Genomic DNA, 18683 nt, shown 5'->3' with positions numbered 1-18683 from the left:
ATGGAATGACCTTTATGCGCCAGAAACCCGGGACACTTCGCCCATTACCGACACCGGAAACGCCGGGCACCTCGACCTCCCGCCCGATCAGCCCTGATCGTCCCATCGATCTTGATGCACGCTTGCCTGGCCGCGTCAGGCCGGACGGCTCGTTCACATCGCCGGACATTCTCGCCCGCAGTCCTCACGGCAGTCACGCCAGCCCGGAACCCGTGATAACGGTGAGCCGGATCCTTGATGCGCAGAGGCCTACTCAGCGGTCTGCCATGTCGCCGCTGGAGCCTTACCTGCAAGACATTGACGGGACTTTACGCCCCGATGCAGACGGTCTGAAAGAATACAAGGGGCGCAAGTTCGCAGACATCGCCAACGACGACGGATCGGCCGCAGGGCAGACGGTGATGGTGGCGTACCACGATCTGATCAAAGCCTGGCGCGCCAGATTGCCCAGTGAACGGACGCCATCGGGACCGCCTCTTTATCGAGTCGCGGACACTGTTTTGTGGAGTTTGAACAAGCCCATCGAAGAGTACCCGCCCGACCGCTACACCCTGTATGAGTTGGCCAAGCCGCGTTACGCGCCGGTGCCGAACGAACAAGGCTATTACGCGGTACACGAATGGGAAAAAAATCCCCATAAAGAGGAAGTAAATACACGACTGAATGTCGGCTTCGCCTTCAAGGGCAAATACGGCCGCCTGATCAAGGCAGACCCGAACGAAGCACGCGCGGATGCCGCCTTGCCGTTGAAGCTGGCGAACTGGACCGATGGCGAACTATGGGATGTGTACAGCCTGCGCGGCGCGGAAATTCTTGCCTTTCGTACCGAGGCCGAGGCCAACGGGGCCCCGCCGGGCTGGGCAAGACGCAGAGATATCAAAAGTCACTACAAATTCCTTCTGGACTCCATGAAATGGTCCCACCCGCAAAAGACTCGCAGTGAATGCGCCGAGCTTTTACGCACCTACAATCTCAGCACCGCGCAACAAAAACGCTTGCGCCCGGACATGGAAAACGGCTTTCCCGCATGGGCCGAACAGCACAAAAGCCTGACCCGAAATGTGCAGGATGCCAAACGCTTCGAACAGATTGCCGAAGAGCTTGGACCCTTCAGTCTGAGACTGCGGCAAGAAGGTGAAAGCATCGAGGGTGACTTGCCGCCTGTCCAACAGCGTTACGAAGCAGACTTTTTGCAAAGCTATCTGGAACATGCCGGCTACATGCGCAACAAGCATGATTATCTTTACCGTACGGATATCCCGGCAATGTTCCGCGCCGATCTACGTACCCCCTTCGAGCTGGCGCGTGACGGGCGGCTGGTGAAGTTGCGGGGCAACCCTTCCGACTCGACAACCCGGCGAGCCTTCAGCACGACGTTCTCCTTGGCCAACGGCATTCAATACCTGGGTTTTGATTACTATTCCAACCCTCGGCACTACAACAGCCAGGCCAATCGCTATCCAGGGCACGTTTCCGACAGTGACTCATCCAGCGGATATCGACACAGTTCGGGTGAAGAGTCTGATACCTCATTTGAAATGGATAACTCGCGCGATTACCCGTTGCTGCGACGCAAACAGACACATGGTTTCCTGTATGTCATCGACACCCGCGGCATCGAAGTGGTCCCACGGGTCGAAAACCTTTACCTGAACAACAGGGATTTTGATGGCGACAGCCACGAAGGACGTATTTCCATGCCCACGCGAGGCATCAGTGCCGAGCGGATATGGCTGGTGCGCTCGGACCTGAGTCGGGCGGCAAGAGTCGAGGATATTTTCCGGAAGGCCGGAGGCGATGCCGCGGATATCGAGGAGGACACTTGGGCTGGGGGCGATCATAGCAATTCATACGATCAGTTGATCGATCGCGTAGCTGCCTCCAAGGGCCCCATAGTGAGGTTGCCCAAGGGCAGGAAAACATGTTCCAACGATATAGTCTGGCCCGTTGCTGAACATTATCGGCCGTGAGATCCAGACGCCATTCGATAACGAATGGCGTCTGTCCTTCAATTGCGGCGTTGCGCTATTTGAGCACGCTGATCACAAACCTTGCGGGTTTTGGATTGAAGGCGTTATGCCCTGTCCCGTTGGGGTTCGCGTCGAGGAATTTGCTCATGCCATCGCTTACCTGACGATACAGCGGCTTATCTTTCGGCTCGCTGTTCAATTCGATATAAGCCGGGCCGGATGCGATATTGCTCAAAGAAGCCTTGGCCACGCCGTAGGTACTGATTGAATAGAGTTGTGCCGGAGCGCTGGTGCTGACCAGCAAATTATGTGTCTTGTCTTCGATGAATAATCGCGCACCGTCAAACACGCCCGGATGTATCACTTGAATTGCGTAACAGTTACCTTCAGGAACAAACCTCAACAGCAACGGAGCATCGTCCTCATTGTCAGCCAGGGTGATAAGGGCGGATGTCCGCGAGTCGGCCAACCCCACTTCAGCATCGAGTTTTTCGCCTTGAGTTATGCGCTTGTGGCGCAGGGTCTGTTGCAGGCGTTGCTGATTAAGAACTACCGGAAGACCGTCCAGATAAAGATTGGCGCTGAAGCTTTCATTGTTTACTTTTGCCAAAGACATAGAACTACCCATTGGTAAACACTCTGCTGCCATGTTCAAGACAGCGACAGAAAAGTTGAAAAAGGAAAAGGATCAGATAGCGACTGTGGCTGTTGCCGACATTCGCAGAACATCGCCATCCGGAATGTTTTCGGTTTTTCGTTTCCGCCGGGCCATTACCATGCGATCCGCATAAATCGCTGCCGCCTCAATGACGTGGCCAGCGTTATGATCAGTACCGGCATGCTTCAAGATATACTTGCCAGCAATATCGTCCCAGAATGCCCGTTCATCTTCATATAAAGTCATGATTTATCCTTGTTATTTTCAAGTTGCTCGCATCCTGCGAGCAACTTGAAATTAAGACAAAGACAAAAGCGAAACAATACTGGCAGGCAGCGCGAGTTGATTCAAAGTGAAACTAGGCGAACAGTTCGCCCTGCAGTTCGTCGAGTAATGCCTGGATCGCATCCAGCCGTTGCTGTGGGTCGTCGAGTTGCAGCAGATCGATCTTGTCCTCTTCGGCAAAAGGCAACAGATAGGCAAGCTGATTGGCCAACGACTGTTGCCCGGCGGCTTCGGTGCCCATGTTCAACGCCTCGACCATCGGGTGTTCGGCCAGCGCCTTGAGCAGCGCGACCAGGTCGGCGTCCTCGTCCTGCAACGGTTGCTCGGGCTCATCGTCCAGCCATTCGACGTCAGCGACAATCAACTGATCGCGCTGCACTTCGGTGCGCAACACCGTGAAGCGCCGTCCGCCTTGCACGCGAATGCCGAGCAAGCCGTTGTCCTGTTGCTCGAAATCGGTGATCCGCGCCTCGCAACCGACCATTGCGAAACCTTCTGGTGCCACACCGACTTCGCTGCCCGCAAGGATGCACACCACACCGAAACCGACGCCCTGCTTCATGCAGCGGCCGATCATGTCGAGGTAGCGCGCCTCGAAGATCTGCAGATCGAGGTTGCAGCCGGGGAACAGCACCGTGTTCAGCGGGAAAAGCGGCAGACTCATAGACATATCCTTACACCACCATCGACACCGCCAACGGCAGGAACACCGCCGTGGCCACGCCCATCAGACTCATTGCCAGCGCGGCGAACGCGCCGCACTCGTCGTTTTCCTGCATCGCCACCGCCGTGCCGACCGCATGCGCGGTCATGCCCAGCGCCATGCCGCGCGCTTCGGGGCTGTGCACGCCGAGGCGGGTCAGCAGCGCCGGGCCGAAGATCGCGCCAATCACCCCGGTGATCAGCACGAACACCGCGGCCAGCGCCGCCACGCCGCCGATCTGCTCGGCGACCAGCATGGCGATCGGCGAGGTCACCGATTTCGGCGCCATGGTCATCAGGATCATGTGATCGGCACCGAACCACCAGCCCAGCGCCACACCCATGCCCGTTGCGACCACCCCGCCTATCACCAGCGTAGTAAAAATCGGCCAGAACAATTGGCGGATGCGCCGCAGATTCAAATACAGCGGCACCGCCAGCGCCACCGTGGCCGGCCCGAGCAGAATGCTGAGGATCTCGGTGCTCTTGCGGTACTCCGCGTAAGTCAGGCCGCAGCCGACCAGCACACCGATCACCAACAACATGGAGACCAGCACCGGTTGCAGAAAGATCCAGCGGGTTTTCTCGAACGCCGCCAGCACCAGTTGATAGGCGCCGAGGGTGATGCCGATGCCGAACAGCGGATGATGAATCACCGACGCCCACGCGCCTTGCCAGTCAAACAGCATCAGGACTCCTCCGCCGGCGGCGCGTGACGTTTGACCAGCCGCTGCATGAGCACGCCGGCAAAGGCCATCGACAGGATCAGCGAGATCACCAGCGCGCCGACAATCGCCCAGAAATCCGCAGCAATCGCCGTGGCATACACCATCACGCCCACCGCCGGCGGCACCAGCAGCAACGGCAGATAACGCAGCAGACTGCCCGCTGCCTGATTCAGCGGCTCGCCGACTTCACCGCGAATGATCAGGAACACCAGCAACAGCAGCAGCCCGATGATCGGCCCCGGCAATATCGGCAACAGCAAATGATTGAGCGCGGTGCCAAGCAATTGGAACAGCACCAGCAGGGTCAGGCCACGTAACAACATCCGACATCTCCGTCTTACATTTTCAGCCAGCAGGGGCTCGGCATTATAAGCATGCCGGCGCTATGGACCGGCATTCGCCAAAAGCATGGTCGGTTGACCTGAGCAAATCGCCATGATGATCTACAGTGGTTCGCAGGCCGGTCAAATCCGCCCCCTGAAAAACTATAAAACCGATGAACCCAAGGAGAGTCTCAATGCCCTATGTTCCCGTTGCAGAGCTCAAAGATTATGTCGGCAAGGAACTTGGACGTTCCGAATGGCTTACCATCGATCAGGAGCGCATCAACCTGTTCGCCGAAGCCACCGGTGATTTTCAGTTCATTCACGTCGATCCGGTCAAGGCTGCGCAAACGCCGTTTGGCAGCACGATTGCCCATGGTTTCCTGTCGCTGTCGCTGATGCCGAAACTGATGGAAGACATCCTCGTGCTGCCCGAAGGCGTGAAGATGGTCGTCAACTATGGCCTGGACAGCGTGCGTTTCATCCAGCCGGTCAAGGTCAACTCGAAAGTCCGACTGAAGGTCGACATGGTCGAAGTCACCGAGAAAAAACCCGGCCAGTGGTTGCTCAAGGCTACCGCGACATTGGAGATAGAAGGCTCGGACAAACCGGCCTACATCGCCGAGCCGCTGTCACTCTGCTTCGTCTGATCATCCCGGATGCGAAGCAGCGCACGCTGTTTCGCGTCACGTCTGTATATATGCGACGCATAGCTGCGGCATACTCGGTCGCCTAATTGCCCGGATCCCGCTATGCGCTCAATCGCTCGACTTGCACCCCTTGCCCTGACCCTGATGCTCACCGCTTGCGGCGACGGCGAATCGCTGTTGCCGCCGGATGCGCGCCTGCCCGATGGCGGTCGCTATCGCGGTGAACTGGTCGACGGCTTGCTGCAAGGTCAGGGCCGCGTCGACTACCCCAACGGCAGCTGGTACGCCGGGGAGTTCGACAAGGGTCAGTGGCACGGGCAGGGCGAATGGCATGGCAGCAACGGCGAGGTCTATCGCGGCCAGTTCCAGCAAGGGCTGTTCGATGGTCAGGGCAGCCTGAGCACCAATGCCAGCAGTTATACCGGTGGTTTCAAGCAGGGCCGGCGCGATGGCGAAGGCACGCTGAAAGAAAACGGCATGACCTATCGCGGCGAGTTCAAGGCTGACCAGTATTCCGGCCTCGGCCGCCTGGAAATGGACGACGGCAGCTCCTATCAAGGCCAGTTCGCCCACGGCAAACCCAACGGCGAAGGCCAGCGCGGCGATGCCAGCGGCAATTCGTTCAGCGGGCATTTCGTCAACGGTCAACTGGAAGGCAACGGCACCTACAACAGCGCCGGCGGCGATATCTACGTCGGCGGTTTCAAGAACAATCAACTGCACGGCAAGGGCCGCTACGAGAACGCCGACGGCGACGTCTGGCTCGGCCAGTTCAAGGAAGGCGCGCTGACCGGCAAGGGCGAATTGATCGGCGCGGATGGCAGCCATTACATCGGTGTGTTCAATGACTGGCGTTTTACCGGCCAGGGCCGTTTGAACCTGGCCGATGGCAGCTTCTACATCGGCGGCTTCGACAACGACAGCTATTCAGGACGCGGCACGCTGGTGCTGACCGATGGCAGCGTGCTCAGCGGCACCTGGATCAACGGCCAACGCGTGCGCGACGCCGACGGCAAATTGCTCCCCGACACCCTCGAACTCGGTTTGCTCGCCCAAGGCCGGTTGCTGGACGAGGCACTGGCGGCGATTCCCGCTTCGACTCCGGCAGTCGAGTTGTACACCCTGACCCTTGGCGGCGACGGCAAGCAAAGCGTGTTCCTGCGTGAATCAGACTACGTCGCCAACATGCTCAACACGCGCTTCGGCGCCTTCGGCCAGATTCGTCTGGTCAATCATCGCGATCATCTCGGCGACCGGCCGATGGCCACCCGGGAAAACCTGCGCCGCGCCGCGCAAGCCCTTGCCGAACGCAGCGGGCCGGAAGATCTGCTGTTCATTTATCTGACCAGCCACGGCACCGCCGAACATGAACTGGTGCTCGATCAGCCGCGCATGGAACTGGCCGACCTGCCCGCCGATGAGCTCGCCGCCGTGCTCGCGCCGCTGAAGCATCGCGACAAGGTCATCGTGATTTCTTCGTGCTATTCCGGCGGCTTCATCCCGGCGCTGAAAGACGAACGCACGCTGATCATGACTGCCTCGCGCGCCGATCGGGTGTCGTTCGGTTGCTCGGAAGAAGCCAACTTCACCTATTTCGGCGACGCGCTGTTCGCCCAGGCGCTGAACCAGACTGATGATCTGGAGCAGGCTTTCAAACTGGCCAAAGCCACCGTCGCCGAACGCGAGCTGGCCGACGGCTTCGAAGCCTCGGAGCCGCAGATCTGGGCGCCGAAAACCGTGCTGTCGCACTGGCAACTGCTGCGTAAACAGCAAGCGCGCAAAGCGTTGCAAAGCAGCGCATTGAACGACGCGGCGAAAAAAGGCAACTAAGCTGAACAGTATCAAGGGAGAGACACTATGTACTTGACGCCTCAGCACGTATTGCTTGCCGGAGCCACCGGACTGACCGGTGAACATCTGCTCGACCGTTTGCTCAACGAGCCAACGATTACCCGTGTCCTCGCCCCTTCACGCCGGCCGCTGGCCGAGCATCCGCATCTGGAAAACCCGGTCGGTGACCCGCAGGCGTTTCTGCCGCAGCTCAGTGGCCGGGTCGATATCGCCTACTGCTGCCTCGGTACCACGATCAAACAGGCCGGCTCCGAAGAAGCCTTTCGCGCAGTGGATCTGGACATGGTCGTGGCGTTCGCCAAGCGCGCCCGGGAGATGGGCGCACGGCACCTGATCGTGATCAGTGCGATTGGCGCCGATCCGAATTCCTCGGTGTTCTACAACCGGGTCAAGGGTGAAATGGAACAGGCGCTGCGCGCGCAGAACTGGCCGCAACTGACCATTTGCCGACCTTCGCTGCTGCTTGGCGAACGCACCGAACCGCGTCTGGTCGAGCAACTGGCCGGGCCGTTGTCAAAGCTGATTCCGGGCAAATACCACGGCATCGAAGCGTGCCAGTTGGCCCGAGCGATGTGGCGCCTGGCGCTGGAAGAACAGGATGGGGTGCGGGTGATTGAATCCGATGAGCTGCGCAAGCTCGGCAAATAATCCATCCGCCCATGATGATCGTTCCCACGCTCTGCGTGGGAATGCAGCCATGGACGCTCTGCGTCCTAAAAAGCGTGACGCGGAGCGTCACAGGATGCGTTACCACGCAGAGCGTGGGAACGATCAGTCGCTACAATCCACAGAGGGTGTGCGCCCCCCTACAATCCACCAGTCGCTTGAAAACCTACGCCAATCACGGTGAGCAACGACAACGGCAACAACAGCGTGTCGAGCAACGCGCTGGCAGGCAGGTCCACTCCCGGATAGCTCGGCGCTTCGGCACCGAACCGGTCCATCGCGCAGCAGCCGCCGTTCAACGCATACAAATCCAGCCGCGTCCCGGCATACACCACCGGTGCGCCGGGTTTGGCCGCATCCAGCGTGCGCACGGTGGCGCACCCGCCCAATTGCAGCGCCAGCACAAGCACCAGCAGCTTATTCATCGCTGCTCAGGTGATGCTCGCCCCAACGCGGCAGCATGTCCTGCGGGATGCCGAGCAGATTGAGGATCCGCGCCACAACGAAGTCGATCAGGTCATCGATGGTCTGCGGCTGGTGATAGAAGCCCGGCGAGGCCGGCAGAATTGTCACGCCCAGATTCGACAGCTTGAGCATATGCTCCAGATGAATGCTCGAGTACGGCGCCTCGCGCGGCACCAGAATCAACTGACGGCGCTCTTTCAGGGTGACGTCCGCCGCGCGTTCGATCAGGTTGTTGCAGGCGCCGGTGGCAATCGCCGACAGCGTGCCGGTCGAACACGGCACCACCACCATGGCTGCCGGCGCGCCGGAGCCGGAGGCTACCGGCGACATCCAGTCTTCCTTGCCATACACGCGAATCTGCCCGGCTGCGGCGCCGGTGTATTCAGTGAGAAACGCCTGCATCATCTGCGGTTTGTTCGGCAGCGACACGTCAGTCTCGGTGGCCATGACCAATTGCGCAGCCTTGGAGATCAGGAAGTGCACTTCGCGATCTTCGCGCACCAGGCAATCAAGCAGGCGCAAACCGTACTGCGCGCCAGAGGCGCCGGTCATCGCCAGGGTGATGCGTTCCGGGCCGCCGGCCTGAGAAAAAGTGTTCATTGCAGTGCCTCGGCGAGCTTACCGTGCAGGCCACCGAAGCCGCCGTTGCTCATGATCACCACGTGAGTACCGGGCTGCGCCTGGCTCTTCACGCGTTCGATGATGCCTTCCAGCGAATCGCTGACGACGGACGGCACGGTGCACAGGGCAGCGGTCGCGCCAAGGTCCCAGCCGAGGTTGGCCGGGGCATACCAGATCACCTGATCGGCATCGACCACGCTGTCCGGCAGACCGTCACGGTGCGCGCCGAGCTTCATCGAATTGGAGCGCGGCTCGATGATCGCAATCAGTGGTGCGTCGCCGATGCGTTTGCGCAGGCCGTCGAGGGTGGTAGCGATGGCGGTCGGGTGATGAGCAAAGTCGTCGTAAATGGTGATGCCGCGCACTTCGGCGACTTTCTCCATACGCCGTTTGACGTTCTTGAACGCGCTCAACCCAGCAATGCCCATCGACGGCACGACGCCAACGTGACGCGCTGCGGCCAGAGCGGCAAGGGCGTTGGCGACGTTGTGTTGACCGGTCAATTCCCACTCGACGGTGCCTTGCGACACGCCTTCGAACATCACTTCGAACGCCGAGCCGTCCTCGCTGAGCAGCTTGACCTGCCACTGACCGCCGGCGCCGGTGGTTTGCACCGGGGTCCAGCAGCCCATTTCAATCACCCGTTGCAAGGCAGGCTCGGTGGTCGGGTGGATGACCAGCCCTTCGCTCGGGATGGTGCGCACCAAGTGGTGGAACTGACGTTCGATCGCTGGCAGATCGGGGAAGATGTCGGCGTGATCGAATTCAAGGTTGTTAAGGATGGCTGTGCGTGGACGGTAGTGGACGAATTTCGAGCGCTTGTCGAAGAAGGCGCTGTCGTATTCGTCAGCCTCGATCACAAAAAACGGCGTGCCGCCCAGACGCGCCGACACCGAGAAATTCTGCGGCACGCCGCCGATGAGGAAACCCGGGCTCATGCCGGCATGCTCCAGCACCCAGGCGAGCATGCTGCTGGTGGTGGTCTTGCCGTGGGTACCGGCCACGGCCAGCACCCAGCGCCCTTGCAGCACATGGTCGGCCAGCCACTGCGGGCCGGAGACGTACGGCAGGCCTTTGTTCAGCACATATTCCACCGCCGGGTTGCCACGGGACATGGCATTACCGATCACCACCAGATCCGGCGCCGGATCGAGCTGTGCCGGGTCATAACCCTGCGTCAGCTGAATGCCCTGGGCCTCGAGCTGCGTGCTCATCGGCGGATAGACGTTGGCGTCGGAGCCCGTGACGTGATGGCCCAGCTCTTTGGCCAACACCGCCATCGAGCCCATGAAAGTCCCGCAGATACCCAGAATATGAATGTGCATAGTCGACCTCGTAAAACATGGCCGCAGGTTAGCGTAGGGAGGGGGAAATGGCACTCTTTAGCTGAGGAACGATCAGGTCGGTCAGGCAGAGCGGGCGATGCCGTGCTTGCGAAGCTTTCTGTACAGCGTATTGCGGCTGACGCCCAACTGTTCAGCGGTATGGGTCATATGCCAGCGCGTCTGTTCAAGCGCATTGAGCAATGCGACACGCTCGGCGTCGTCCAATGGCTGCGCGACAATCTGCGCCGCCACCACCGCCGGCCGCGCCTGCCGAATCATCACCGGCAAATCCTCAACGCCGACCCGGCCGCCATCACACAACGCCGCCAGCGTACGCAGGACATTGCGCAACTGCCGCACATTGCCCGGCCAGTTGAATGCCAACAACGCCTGCCGCGCCGGTTCGTCGATCAGAATCGTTTCGCCGCCGGCCTCCTCGGCCAGGAGAAAATCCAATAACTGCGATTTATCACTGCGCTCGCGCAACGCCGGCAACGCCACTTCCAGCCCGTTCAAGCGGTAATACAGATCCTCGCGAAAGCTGCCGTCCTCGACCCGCTCGAGCAAATTGCGGTGCGTCGCACTGATGATGCGCACGTCCACCGCTTGCGGCTCGCCGCCAATCGGCACCACTTGCCGATCTTCCAGCACACGCAGCAAGCGCGTCTGCAACGCCAAGGGCATGTCGCCGATTTCGTCGAGGAACAAAGTGCCGCCATCGGCCTGTTGCAGCTTGCCGCGCATGCCGTCCTTGCGCGCGCCGGTGAAGCTGCCGCCGCGATAGCCGAACAGTTCGCTCTCGATCAGGCTTTCCGGAATGGCCGCGCAATTGAGTGCGACGAAAGCATTGCCGCAGCGCTGGCTGGCCTGGTGCACAGCTTTGGCGAACGCTTCCTTGCCCGAGCCGGTTTCGCCGTTGATCAACAGCGGCACGTCGCGCTCGAACACGCGCAGGGCTTTGCGAAATTCCGCCTGCAACGCTTCATCGCCGAGGCAGATGCCGGACAGGCGTGGCGCTGGAGTAGCGATTGGCGCTGGAACAATGGCTGTCGGCTTGCGCGATTCGCCGCGCAACACGGCAAACAGATGCCGGCCATCACGGGTGCGCAGCGGCCAACTGGCGCTGGCGTTGGCACTCGCGCGACCAAGCAGGTCATCCAGCGAACAATCGAAAAACGCTTCCACCGGTTTACCGAGCAAACCACCGCGAATATGCCCGAGCAGGTTCAGGGCGCTCTGGTTGACTGCGCTGATCCGCCCTTCGCCGTCAAACGCCAGCAGCCCTTCACTGAACAGGCCGACGGACTCGGCCTGCAGATGGAAACGCAGCAACCACTGATTGTCGAAACAGCGCAGGAAGTAGCAGCTCTCGATCATCTTCGCCGACAGATTGACCAGCGCCATGGTGTGGAACTGGCTCTGCCGCGAGACGTCCGGCCGCGCCGAAGACACATCAAGTACCGCCAGCAATTCACCGTGCGGATCGAACACCGGGCTCGCCGAACAGGTCAGCCCGGTGTGGCGGCCGCGAAAGTGTTCGTCCTGGTGAATGGTCAGCGCCTGACGCTCGACCAGGCAGGTACCGATGCCGTTGGTGCCTTCGCAGGCTTCGCTCCAGTCGGCGCCGAGCCAGAGACCGGCGCGCTCGAAAATCTTCCGTTCGGCCGGCGCGGTCACGCAATTGAGGATCACACCGCGCGCGTCAGTCAGCAGCACCGCATGGCCGACGCCGGAGAGTTGCTGATGCAGGCTGCTCATCTCGGTGCCGGCAATTTGCAGCACTTGCTGCAGACGTTCGCGACTTTCCAGTACTCGGCCATGCTCGAGCACGGTCGGCGCCATGGTCACGGAAGGATCGAGGTGATAGTCCTCAAGGCAACGCAGCCACGAACGGGCGATCGACGGATCGGCGCCGGGGCCGTGCAGGTGCGGTTTGCCCTGGGTGACGGTGAGAACCTGACGGGCATGGCGACTCAAATGGTTGTCGTGCATTTCTTATTGTTCTCCCCGGGGCGCGATGGCCCAAAGCATGAGGTGACGCCCAGCATCCTCCAGCGGCTCCGGCAATGCAATGCTGGCAAGACCGCCCGGTCACGGACTGTGCCGCAAGCGGTACAAACTGTCACCCGTGCTGTACCGAAACCGTCACAGCACCACTCCATTCGTCCGAGACAAACCGGCCAAGCCCTTGATTTGCCTGACCTGCACGGCAGTGGCCCGAGCCTTGCTCTACGCTTATAGCAAGCGCACTTGCGCGTTTCTCTAATAAGTACAAAGCCAAGGAGAACATCATCATGCGTTACGCCCACCCCGGTACTGACGGCGCCAAAGTCTCGTTCAAGAGCAAGTACGGCAACTACATCGGCGGCGAGTTCGTCGCGCCGGTCAAAGGTCAGTACTTCACCAATACCTCGCCAGTCAATGGCCAGCCAATTGCCGAATTCCCCCGCTCCACCGCCGAAGACATCGACAAGGCGCTGGATGCTGCCCACGCCGCCGCCGATGCGTGGGGCGCCACTTCGGTGCAGGCGCGCTCACTGATCCTGCTGAAAATCGCCGACCGCATCGAAGAAAACCTCGAACTGCTGGCGATCACCGAAACCTGGGACAACGGCAAAGCCATCCGTGAAACCCTCAACGCCGACATCCCGCTCGCCGCTGACCATTTCCGTTATTTCGCCGGTTGCCTGCGCGCTCAGGAAGGCAGCGCTGCGGAAATCGACGGCAACACCGTGGCCTACCACATTCATGAACCGCTGGGCGTGGTCGGCCAGATCATTCCGTGGAACTTCCCGCTGCTGATGGCCGCGTGGAAACTCGCGCCAGCGCTGGCCGCCGGTAACTGCGTGGTGCTCAAGCCTGCCGAGCAAACCCCGCTGGGCATCTGCGTGCTGATGGAACTGATCGGCGACCTGCTGCCACCGGGGGTGCTCAACGTCGTGCAGGGCTTCGGCAAAGAAGCCGGCGAAGCCTTGGCGACCAGCAAGCGCATCGCCAAGATCGCCTTCACCGGCTCGACCCCGGTCGGCTCGCACATCATGAAATGCGCGGCGGAAAACATCATCCCATCCACCGTGGAACTGGGCGGCAAGTCGCCGAACATCTTCTTCGAAGACATCATGCAGGCTGAGCCGAGCTTCATCGAGAAAGCCGCTGAAGGTCTGGTACTGGCGTTCTTCAACCAGGGCGAAGTGTGCACCTGCCCATCGCGCGCACTGGTACAGGAGTCGATCTACGACGAATTCATGCAGGCCGTGATGAAGAAAGTCAGCCAGATCAAACGCGGCGACCCGCTGGACACCGACACCATGGTCGGCGCTCAGGCGTCGGAGCAGCAATTCGACAAGATCCTCTCGTACCTGGAAATCGCCAAGGGCGAAGGCGCGGAACTGTTGACCGGCGGCAAGGTGGAAAAACTCGAGGGCAGCCTGGCCACCGGTTATTACATCCAGCCGACCCTGCTCAAGGGCACCAACAAGATGCGCGTGTTCCAGGAAGAAATCTTCGGCCCGGTGGTGAGCATCACCACCTTCAAGGACGAAGCCGAAGCCCTGGCGATTGCCAACGACACCGAGTTCGGCCTCGGCGCCGGCCTGTGGACCCGCGACATCAACCGCGCCTACCGCATGGGCCGGGCGATCAAGGCCGGTCGCGTATGGACCAACTGCTACCACCTCTATCCGGCGCATGCCGCGTTCGGCGGTTACAAGAAGTCCGGCGTCGGGCGTGAAACCCACAAAATGATGCTCGACCATTATCAGCAGACCAAGAACCTGCTGGTGAGCTACGACATCAATCCGCTGGGATTCTTCTGATCCTGCAATGCTGATCGTTCCCACGCGCAGCAAAGGAATGCCTCAACGGACGCTCCGCGTTCGGTTTCGAAAGGACGCGGAGCGTCCCGGGCTGCATTCCCACGCAGAGCGTGGGAACGATCAGGTTCCTGGCTGTAGCCGGGCCAATAAAACAATAAAAATGGTGAACCCTATGCCAAGCGAATCCCCGGCCGGCGCTCCGGCGACCGGCTCCTCCGTCGACTTCGAAAAAGTCGGCACCGATTATTTCCAACAACGCGAACTGAAAAAAGGCGCCGCCGGCTGGGTCCTGCTGGTCGGCCTCGGCGTCGCTTATGTGATTTCCGGAGATTACGCCGGCTGGAACTTCGGCCTCGCCCAAGGTGGCTGGGGCGGCATGTTTCTCGCCACGCTGCTGATGGCGACCATGTACCTGTGCATGTGCTTTTCCCTGGCCGAACTGTCGTCGATGATTCCCACCGCTGGCGGCGGCTACGGTTTCGCCCGCAGTGCTTTCGGACCGTGGGGCGGTTTTCTCACCGGCACCGCGATCCTCATCGAGTACGCCATCGCCCCCGCTGCCATCGCGGTGTTCATCGGCGCCTACTGCGAGTCGCTGTTCGGTATTGGCGGCTGGATGATCTATCTGGCGTTCTACATCATCTTCATCGCCATCCATATTTTCGGGGTCGGCGAAGCGCTCAAGCTGATGTTCATCATCACCGCGGTCGCCGCGCTGGCGCTGGGGGTGTTTCTGGTGGCGATGGTGCCGCACTTCGACGTTGCCAACCTGCTCGACATCCCGGTGACCACTGCGGTCGGCGCCAGTCCGTTTCTGCCGTTCGGCTACGTCGGCGTGTGGGCGGCGATTCCCTATGCGATCTGGTTTTTCCTTGCCGTTGAAGGCGTGCCATTGGCCGCAGAAGAAACCAAAAACCCCAAGCGCGATCTGCCGCGTGGCCTGATCGGGGCAATGCTGGTGCTGCTGATGTTCGCCCTGCTGATTCTGATCGTCGGCCCCGGCGGCGCTGGTGCGAATTCGCTGCTGACGTCGGGTAACCCGTTGGTCGAAGCACTGAGCAAGGCCTACGGTGGCTCGACGTGGATGGGCAGCTTCGTCAATCTCGTCGGCCTGGCGGGGCTGATCGCCAGTTTCTTCTCGATCATCTACGCCTACTCGCGGCAGATCTTCGCGCTGTCGCGGGCCGGTTATCTGCCGCGCAAACTGTCGCAGACCAACAAAAGCAAGGCGCCGGTGCTGGCCCTGGTGATTCCCGGCATCATCGGCTTTGGTCTGTCGCTGACCGGTCAGGGCGACTTGCTGATTCTGGTCGCGGTATTCGGCGCAACCATTTCCTACGTGCTGATGATGGCCGCGCACATCACCCTGCGTATCCGGCGCCCCAAAATGGACCGGCCGTACCGCACGCCGGGTGGCATTTTCACCTCGGGTGTGGCGCTGGTATTGGCGTGCATCGCCGTGGTGGCGGGCTTCCTCGTCGATCCACGGGTGGTGATCGGCGCGGCGATCATCTATGGAGTGTTAATTGCTTACTTTGCTTTCTACAGTCGGCATCACTTGGTAGCGGGCACGCCGGAAGAAGAATTCGCGGCGATTCAAAAAGCTGAACAAGCCTTGCACTGATTGTCGAAAACCACGGCGCAGACGCATTCTGCGCCGTCACGGAGAACGCTGAATGGCCAGTTTTGCTCACACGGTCGGCGCGCAGACTTACCGCTTCGACAGCCTCAAAGACGTCATGGCCAAGGCCAGCCCCGCCCGCTCGGGGGATTTTCTCGCCGAGATCGCCGCGCTCAACGACGGCGAACGGGTGGCCGCGCAAATGGCCCTGGCGGACATCCCGCTCGCCCACTTCCTGCAAGAAGCGCTGATTCCCTACGAAGCCGATGAAGTCACTCGACTGATCATCGACACCCACGACAAACAAGCCTTCGCCGTGGTCAGCCACCTCACCGTTGGCGGCTTTCGCGACTGGCTGCTCAGTGATGCGGCGGACGAAACCAGCCTGCGCGCCCTCGCCCCCGGCCTGACCCCGGAAATGGTCGCTGCCGTATCGAAGATCATGCGCGTGCAGGATCTGGTGCTGGTCGCGCAGAAAATCCGCGTGGTCACCCAATTTCGCGGCACCCTCGGTTTACGCGGGCGCCTGTCGACCCGCCTGCAACCCAACCACCCGACCGACGAGCCGTCCGGCATCGCCGCGAGCATTCTCGACGGCCTGCTCTACGGCAACGGTGACGCAATGATCGGGGTCAACCCGGCCACCGACAGCATCGCTTCGATCTGCGCAATGCTGGAAATGCTCGACGCGATCATCCAGCGCTACGACATCCCGACCCAGGCCTGCGTGCTGACCCACGTCACCACTTCGATCGAGGCGATCAACCGTGGCGTGCCGCTGGATCTGGTGTTCCAGTCGATTGCCGGCACTGAGGCGGCCAACGCCAGTTTCGGTATCAACCTCAATGTATTGCAGGAAGGCTACGACGCCGGGCTCAGCCTCAAGCGCGGCACCCTCGGGCAGAACCTGATGTATTTCGAAACCGGTCAGGGCAGCGCGCTGTCGGCCAACGCCCACCACGGCATCGATCAACAGACTTGCGAGACAAGGGCCTACGCCGTGGCGCGACATTTCAAGCCGTTCCTGGTGAACACCGTCGTAGGATTTATCGGCCCGGAATACCTCTACAACGGCAAGCAGATCATCCGCGCCGGCCTCGAAGACCACTTCTGCGGCAAGCTGCTCGGTGTGCCGATGGGCTGCGACATCTGCTACACCAACCACGCCGAAGCCGATCAGGACGACATGGACACCCTGCTGACGTTGCTCGGCGTCGCCGGGATCAACTTCATCATGGGCATCCCCGGCTCCGACGACATCATGCTCAATTACCAGACCACTTCGTTTCACGACGCCTTGTACGCCCGCCAGACCCTGGGCCTGAAACCGGCGCCAGAGTTCGAGCAATGGCTGGCCAACATGGGCATCTTCACCCAGGCGGACGGTAAGGTTCGCTTCGGCAACAACCTGCCGCCGGCCTTCCGCCAGGCCTTGGCGCACTTGGGATGAGTCTTATGGAAAAACCTCCGGTCGATCCGCAAAACCCGTGGCTGGAACTGCGCCGCCTGACTCCGGCACGCATTGCCCTGGGCCGCACCGGCACCAGTCTGCCGACGCGGGCGCAGCTGGATTTTCAGTTTGCCCACGCCCAGGCCCGCGATGCCGTGCACCTGGCCTTCGATCACAGCGAAATCAGCGCACAACTGAGCGAGCGCGGGCGGGAAACCCTGGCGCTGCAAAGCGCCGCGCCGGACCGACACACCTACCTGCAACGCCCGGATCTGGGGCGCAAGCTCAGCGATGAATCGGCGCAGACCTTGCGCGATTACGCCAGCGCCCACCCGGGCGGGGTCGATCTGGTGCTTGTCGTCGCTGATGGCCTGTCGGCGCTGGCGGTGCATCGGCACACGCTGCCATTCCTGACGCGCCTGGAAGAACAGATGAGCGGCGACGGCTGGTCCGTGGCGCCGGTGGTGCTGGTGGAACAGGGCCGCGTCGCTATCGGTGACGAGATCGGCCAGCTGCTCGGGGCGAAAATGGTGGTAATGCTGATCGGCGAGCGCCCGGGCCTGAGTTCGCCGGACAGCCTCGGGCTGTATTTCACCTACGCGCCGAAGGTCGGCCTGACCGACGCGTATCGCAATTGCATTTCCAATGTTCGGCTTGAAGGTTTGAGCTACGGCATGGCGGCGCATCGCTTGCTGTATCTGATGCGCGAGGCCTGTCGGCGCCAGCTGTCGGGGGTCAACCTGAAGGATGAAGCTCAGCTGCACACATTGGAGACGGACGACGCTGTCGACATGAAAGGCAACTTTCTGCTCGATCCACCGCCAGCCTGAACCGTTTCCGCATTGCCTTTCTGCGCTGCTTTCAGGCAGGATCGACGCACGGCCGCCCGGGTTTCCCATCGCCGTCAGAGCAGTTGAAGACAGCCACTTGAAGACGAGACCTATCATGCGGATTATTCAAGCGACCCTCGAACATCTGGATTTGCTGACTCCTTTGTTCGTCAAATATCGCGAGTTCTACGGCTCCCTGCCTTACCCGGATTCCTCCCGCGCGTTCCTCGAAAAACGCCTGCGCCGCAAAGAGTCGGTGATCTATCTGGCCCTGGCCGACGATGACGACAAGAAACTCATGGGTTTCTGCCAGCTCTATCCGAGCTTCTCGTCGCTGTCGCTCAAACGCGTGTGGATTCTCAACGACATCTACGTTGCCGAAGACGCGCGCCGGCAACTGGTCGCCGACAACCTGATCCGCACTGCGAAGAAAATGGCCAAGGAAACCCAGGCCGTGCGCATGCGCGTATCGACCAGCGCAAACAACGAAGTGGCGCAGAAAACCTACGAATCGATCGGTTTCAAGGAAGACACCGAGTTCAAGAACTACGTACTGCCGATCAGCGACGAGCTCTGACTCCAACGGCTTCGGTGATGAGGGAGTTCGCTCCCTCGCCACGGCCGCCCCTTCCCTGACAATTGCTCACTTCGCGACACTCCCCGCTACAAAACCGGCGCGCTTTTCAGCGGTCAGACCGTATAATCCCGATCTTTCCGGCTTGT

Annotated in this window: 18 protein-coding genes; 9 read left to right on the top strand and 9 right to left on the bottom strand. The window is 60.7% G+C overall.

The genetic code is table 11. The features are described from left to right. Positions 1-14: 14 nt before the first annotated feature. Positions 15-1970 carry a hypothetical protein gene (locus tag D8U82_RS17465; protein ID WP_130902619.1) on the top strand — a complete coding sequence of 652 codons (1956 nt, stop codon included), beginning with the start codon at positions 15-17 and terminating at the stop codon, positions 1968-1970. A 55-nt stretch (positions 1971-2025) separates the two neighbouring features. On the opposite strand, the gene D8U82_RS17460 is transcribed toward D8U82_RS17465, so the two are convergent. From D8U82_RS17460 to D8U82_RS17440, 5 genes are all read right to left on the bottom strand, one after another. Then, complete coding sequence (locus D8U82_RS17460) at positions 2026-2586, bottom strand: hypothetical protein (RefSeq protein WP_125925932.1); 561 nt, start codon at positions 2584-2586, stop codon at positions 2026-2028. 72 nt (positions 2587-2658) lie between these two features. Further along, positions 2659-2874 (bottom strand): hypothetical protein, encoded by a 216-nt coding sequence (locus D8U82_RS17455; RefSeq protein WP_024014458.1) that lies wholly within the window; start codon positions 2872-2874, stop codon positions 2659-2661. Between the two features lie 112 nt (positions 2875-2986). Beyond that, positions 2987-3577 carry an LON peptidase substrate-binding domain-containing protein gene (locus D8U82_RS17450; RefSeq protein WP_130902618.1) on the bottom strand — a complete coding sequence of 197 codons (591 nt, stop codon included), beginning with the start codon at positions 3575-3577 and terminating at the stop codon, positions 2987-2989. 10 nt (positions 3578-3587) lie between these two features. After that, the gene (locus D8U82_RS17445; protein WP_016773013.1) at positions 3588-4304 is read right to left on the bottom strand and encodes an LrgB family protein; all 717 of its coding nucleotides are present in this window, start codon (positions 4302-4304) and stop codon (positions 3588-3590) included. Next, complete coding sequence (locus tag D8U82_RS17440) at positions 4304-4666, bottom strand: CidA/LrgA family protein (protein WP_130888561.1); 363 nt, start codon at positions 4664-4666, stop codon at positions 4304-4306. The genes D8U82_RS17445 and D8U82_RS17440 overlap by 1 nt, the downstream gene beginning before the upstream one ends. 194 nt (positions 4667-4860) lie before the next feature. Between D8U82_RS17440 and D8U82_RS17435 the strand changes: the two genes are divergently transcribed. The 3 genes from D8U82_RS17435 (at position 4861) to D8U82_RS17425 (ending at position 7815) form a co-directional block, all read left to right on the top strand. Next, the gene (locus D8U82_RS17435; RefSeq protein WP_016773011.1) at positions 4861-5316 is read left to right on the top strand and encodes a MaoC family dehydratase; all 456 of its coding nucleotides are present in this window, start codon (positions 4861-4863) and stop codon (positions 5314-5316) included. 102 nt (positions 5317-5418) lie between these two features. Then, a complete protein-coding gene (locus D8U82_RS17430) occupies positions 5419-7146 on the top strand; it encodes a C13 family peptidase (RefSeq protein ID WP_130902617.1) in 1728 nt (575 codons plus the stop codon). Positions 7147-7173: 27 nt separating this feature from the next. Continuing rightward, complete coding sequence (locus tag D8U82_RS17425; RefSeq protein ID WP_016773010.1) at positions 7174-7815, top strand: oxidoreductase; 642 nt, start codon at positions 7174-7176, stop codon at positions 7813-7815. 158 nt (positions 7816-7973) lie between these two features. Here D8U82_RS17425 and D8U82_RS17420 read toward each other — a convergent pair whose 3' ends face one another. The 4 genes from D8U82_RS17420 to D8U82_RS17405 all read right to left on the bottom strand — a co-directional run bounded on the left by D8U82_RS17420 (position 7974) and on the right by D8U82_RS17405 (position 12236). After that, positions 7974-8258 (bottom strand): YceK/YidQ family lipoprotein, encoded by a 285-nt coding sequence (locus D8U82_RS17420; RefSeq protein WP_095181909.1) that lies wholly within the window; start codon positions 8256-8258, stop codon positions 7974-7976. After that, on the bottom strand, positions 8251-8898 hold the full coding sequence (gene ubiX / locus D8U82_RS17415) for a flavin prenyltransferase UbiX (protein ID WP_024014462.1): 648 nt from the start codon (positions 8896-8898) through the stop codon (positions 8251-8253). Before ubiX ends, D8U82_RS17420 begins: the two co-directional genes overlap by 8 nt. Further along, positions 8895-10244 (bottom strand): UDP-N-acetylmuramate:L-alanyl-gamma-D-glutamyl-meso-diaminopimelate ligase, encoded by a 1350-nt coding sequence (gene mpl / locus D8U82_RS17410; protein ID WP_130902616.1) that lies wholly within the window; start codon positions 10242-10244, stop codon positions 8895-8897. Before mpl ends, ubiX begins: the two co-directional genes overlap by 4 nt. Before the next feature lie 81 nt (positions 10245-10325). Next, positions 10326-12236 (bottom strand): sigma-54-dependent Fis family transcriptional regulator, encoded by a 1911-nt coding sequence (locus tag D8U82_RS17405; RefSeq protein WP_130902615.1) that lies wholly within the window; start codon positions 12234-12236, stop codon positions 10326-10328. A gap of 302 nt (positions 12237-12538) precedes the next feature. Between D8U82_RS17405 and D8U82_RS17400 the strand changes: the two genes are divergently transcribed. The 5 genes from D8U82_RS17400 to D8U82_RS17380 all read left to right on the top strand — a co-directional run bounded on the left by D8U82_RS17400 (position 12539) and on the right by D8U82_RS17380 (position 18537). Continuing rightward, positions 12539-14059: an aldehyde dehydrogenase family protein gene (locus D8U82_RS17400; RefSeq protein WP_024014465.1), complete on the top strand. Its 1521-nt coding sequence runs from the start codon at positions 12539-12541 to the stop codon at positions 14057-14059. Between the two features lie 172 nt (positions 14060-14231). Beyond that, positions 14232-15683 carry an ethanolamine permease gene (eat, locus tag D8U82_RS17395; RefSeq protein ID WP_024014466.1) on the top strand — a complete coding sequence of 484 codons (1452 nt, stop codon included), beginning with the start codon at positions 14232-14234 and terminating at the stop codon, positions 15681-15683. A 52-nt stretch (positions 15684-15735) separates the two neighbouring features. After that, on the top strand, positions 15736-17130 hold the full coding sequence (locus tag D8U82_RS17390) for an ethanolamine ammonia-lyase subunit EutB (protein WP_130902614.1): 1395 nt from the start codon (positions 15736-15738) through the stop codon (positions 17128-17130). 5 nt (positions 17131-17135) lie between these two features. Continuing rightward, complete coding sequence (gene eutC, locus D8U82_RS17385; RefSeq protein ID WP_130902613.1) at positions 17136-17960, top strand: ethanolamine ammonia-lyase subunit EutC; 825 nt, start codon at positions 17136-17138, stop codon at positions 17958-17960. Between the two features lie 115 nt (positions 17961-18075). After that, a complete protein-coding gene (locus D8U82_RS17380; protein ID WP_016773002.1) occupies positions 18076-18537 on the top strand; it encodes a GNAT family N-acetyltransferase in 462 nt (153 codons plus the stop codon). Positions 18538-18683: the final 146 nt, after the last annotated feature.

Source organism: Pseudomonas sp. Sample_23, assembly GCF_004307595.1.
GTDB classification, from domain to species: domain Bacteria; phylum Pseudomonadota; class Gammaproteobacteria; order Pseudomonadales; family Pseudomonadaceae; genus Aquipseudomonas; species Aquipseudomonas atacamensis.
The sequence above is the reverse complement of the archived record's forward strand: the minus strand, read 5'-3'. Positions and strand labels throughout refer to the sequence as shown.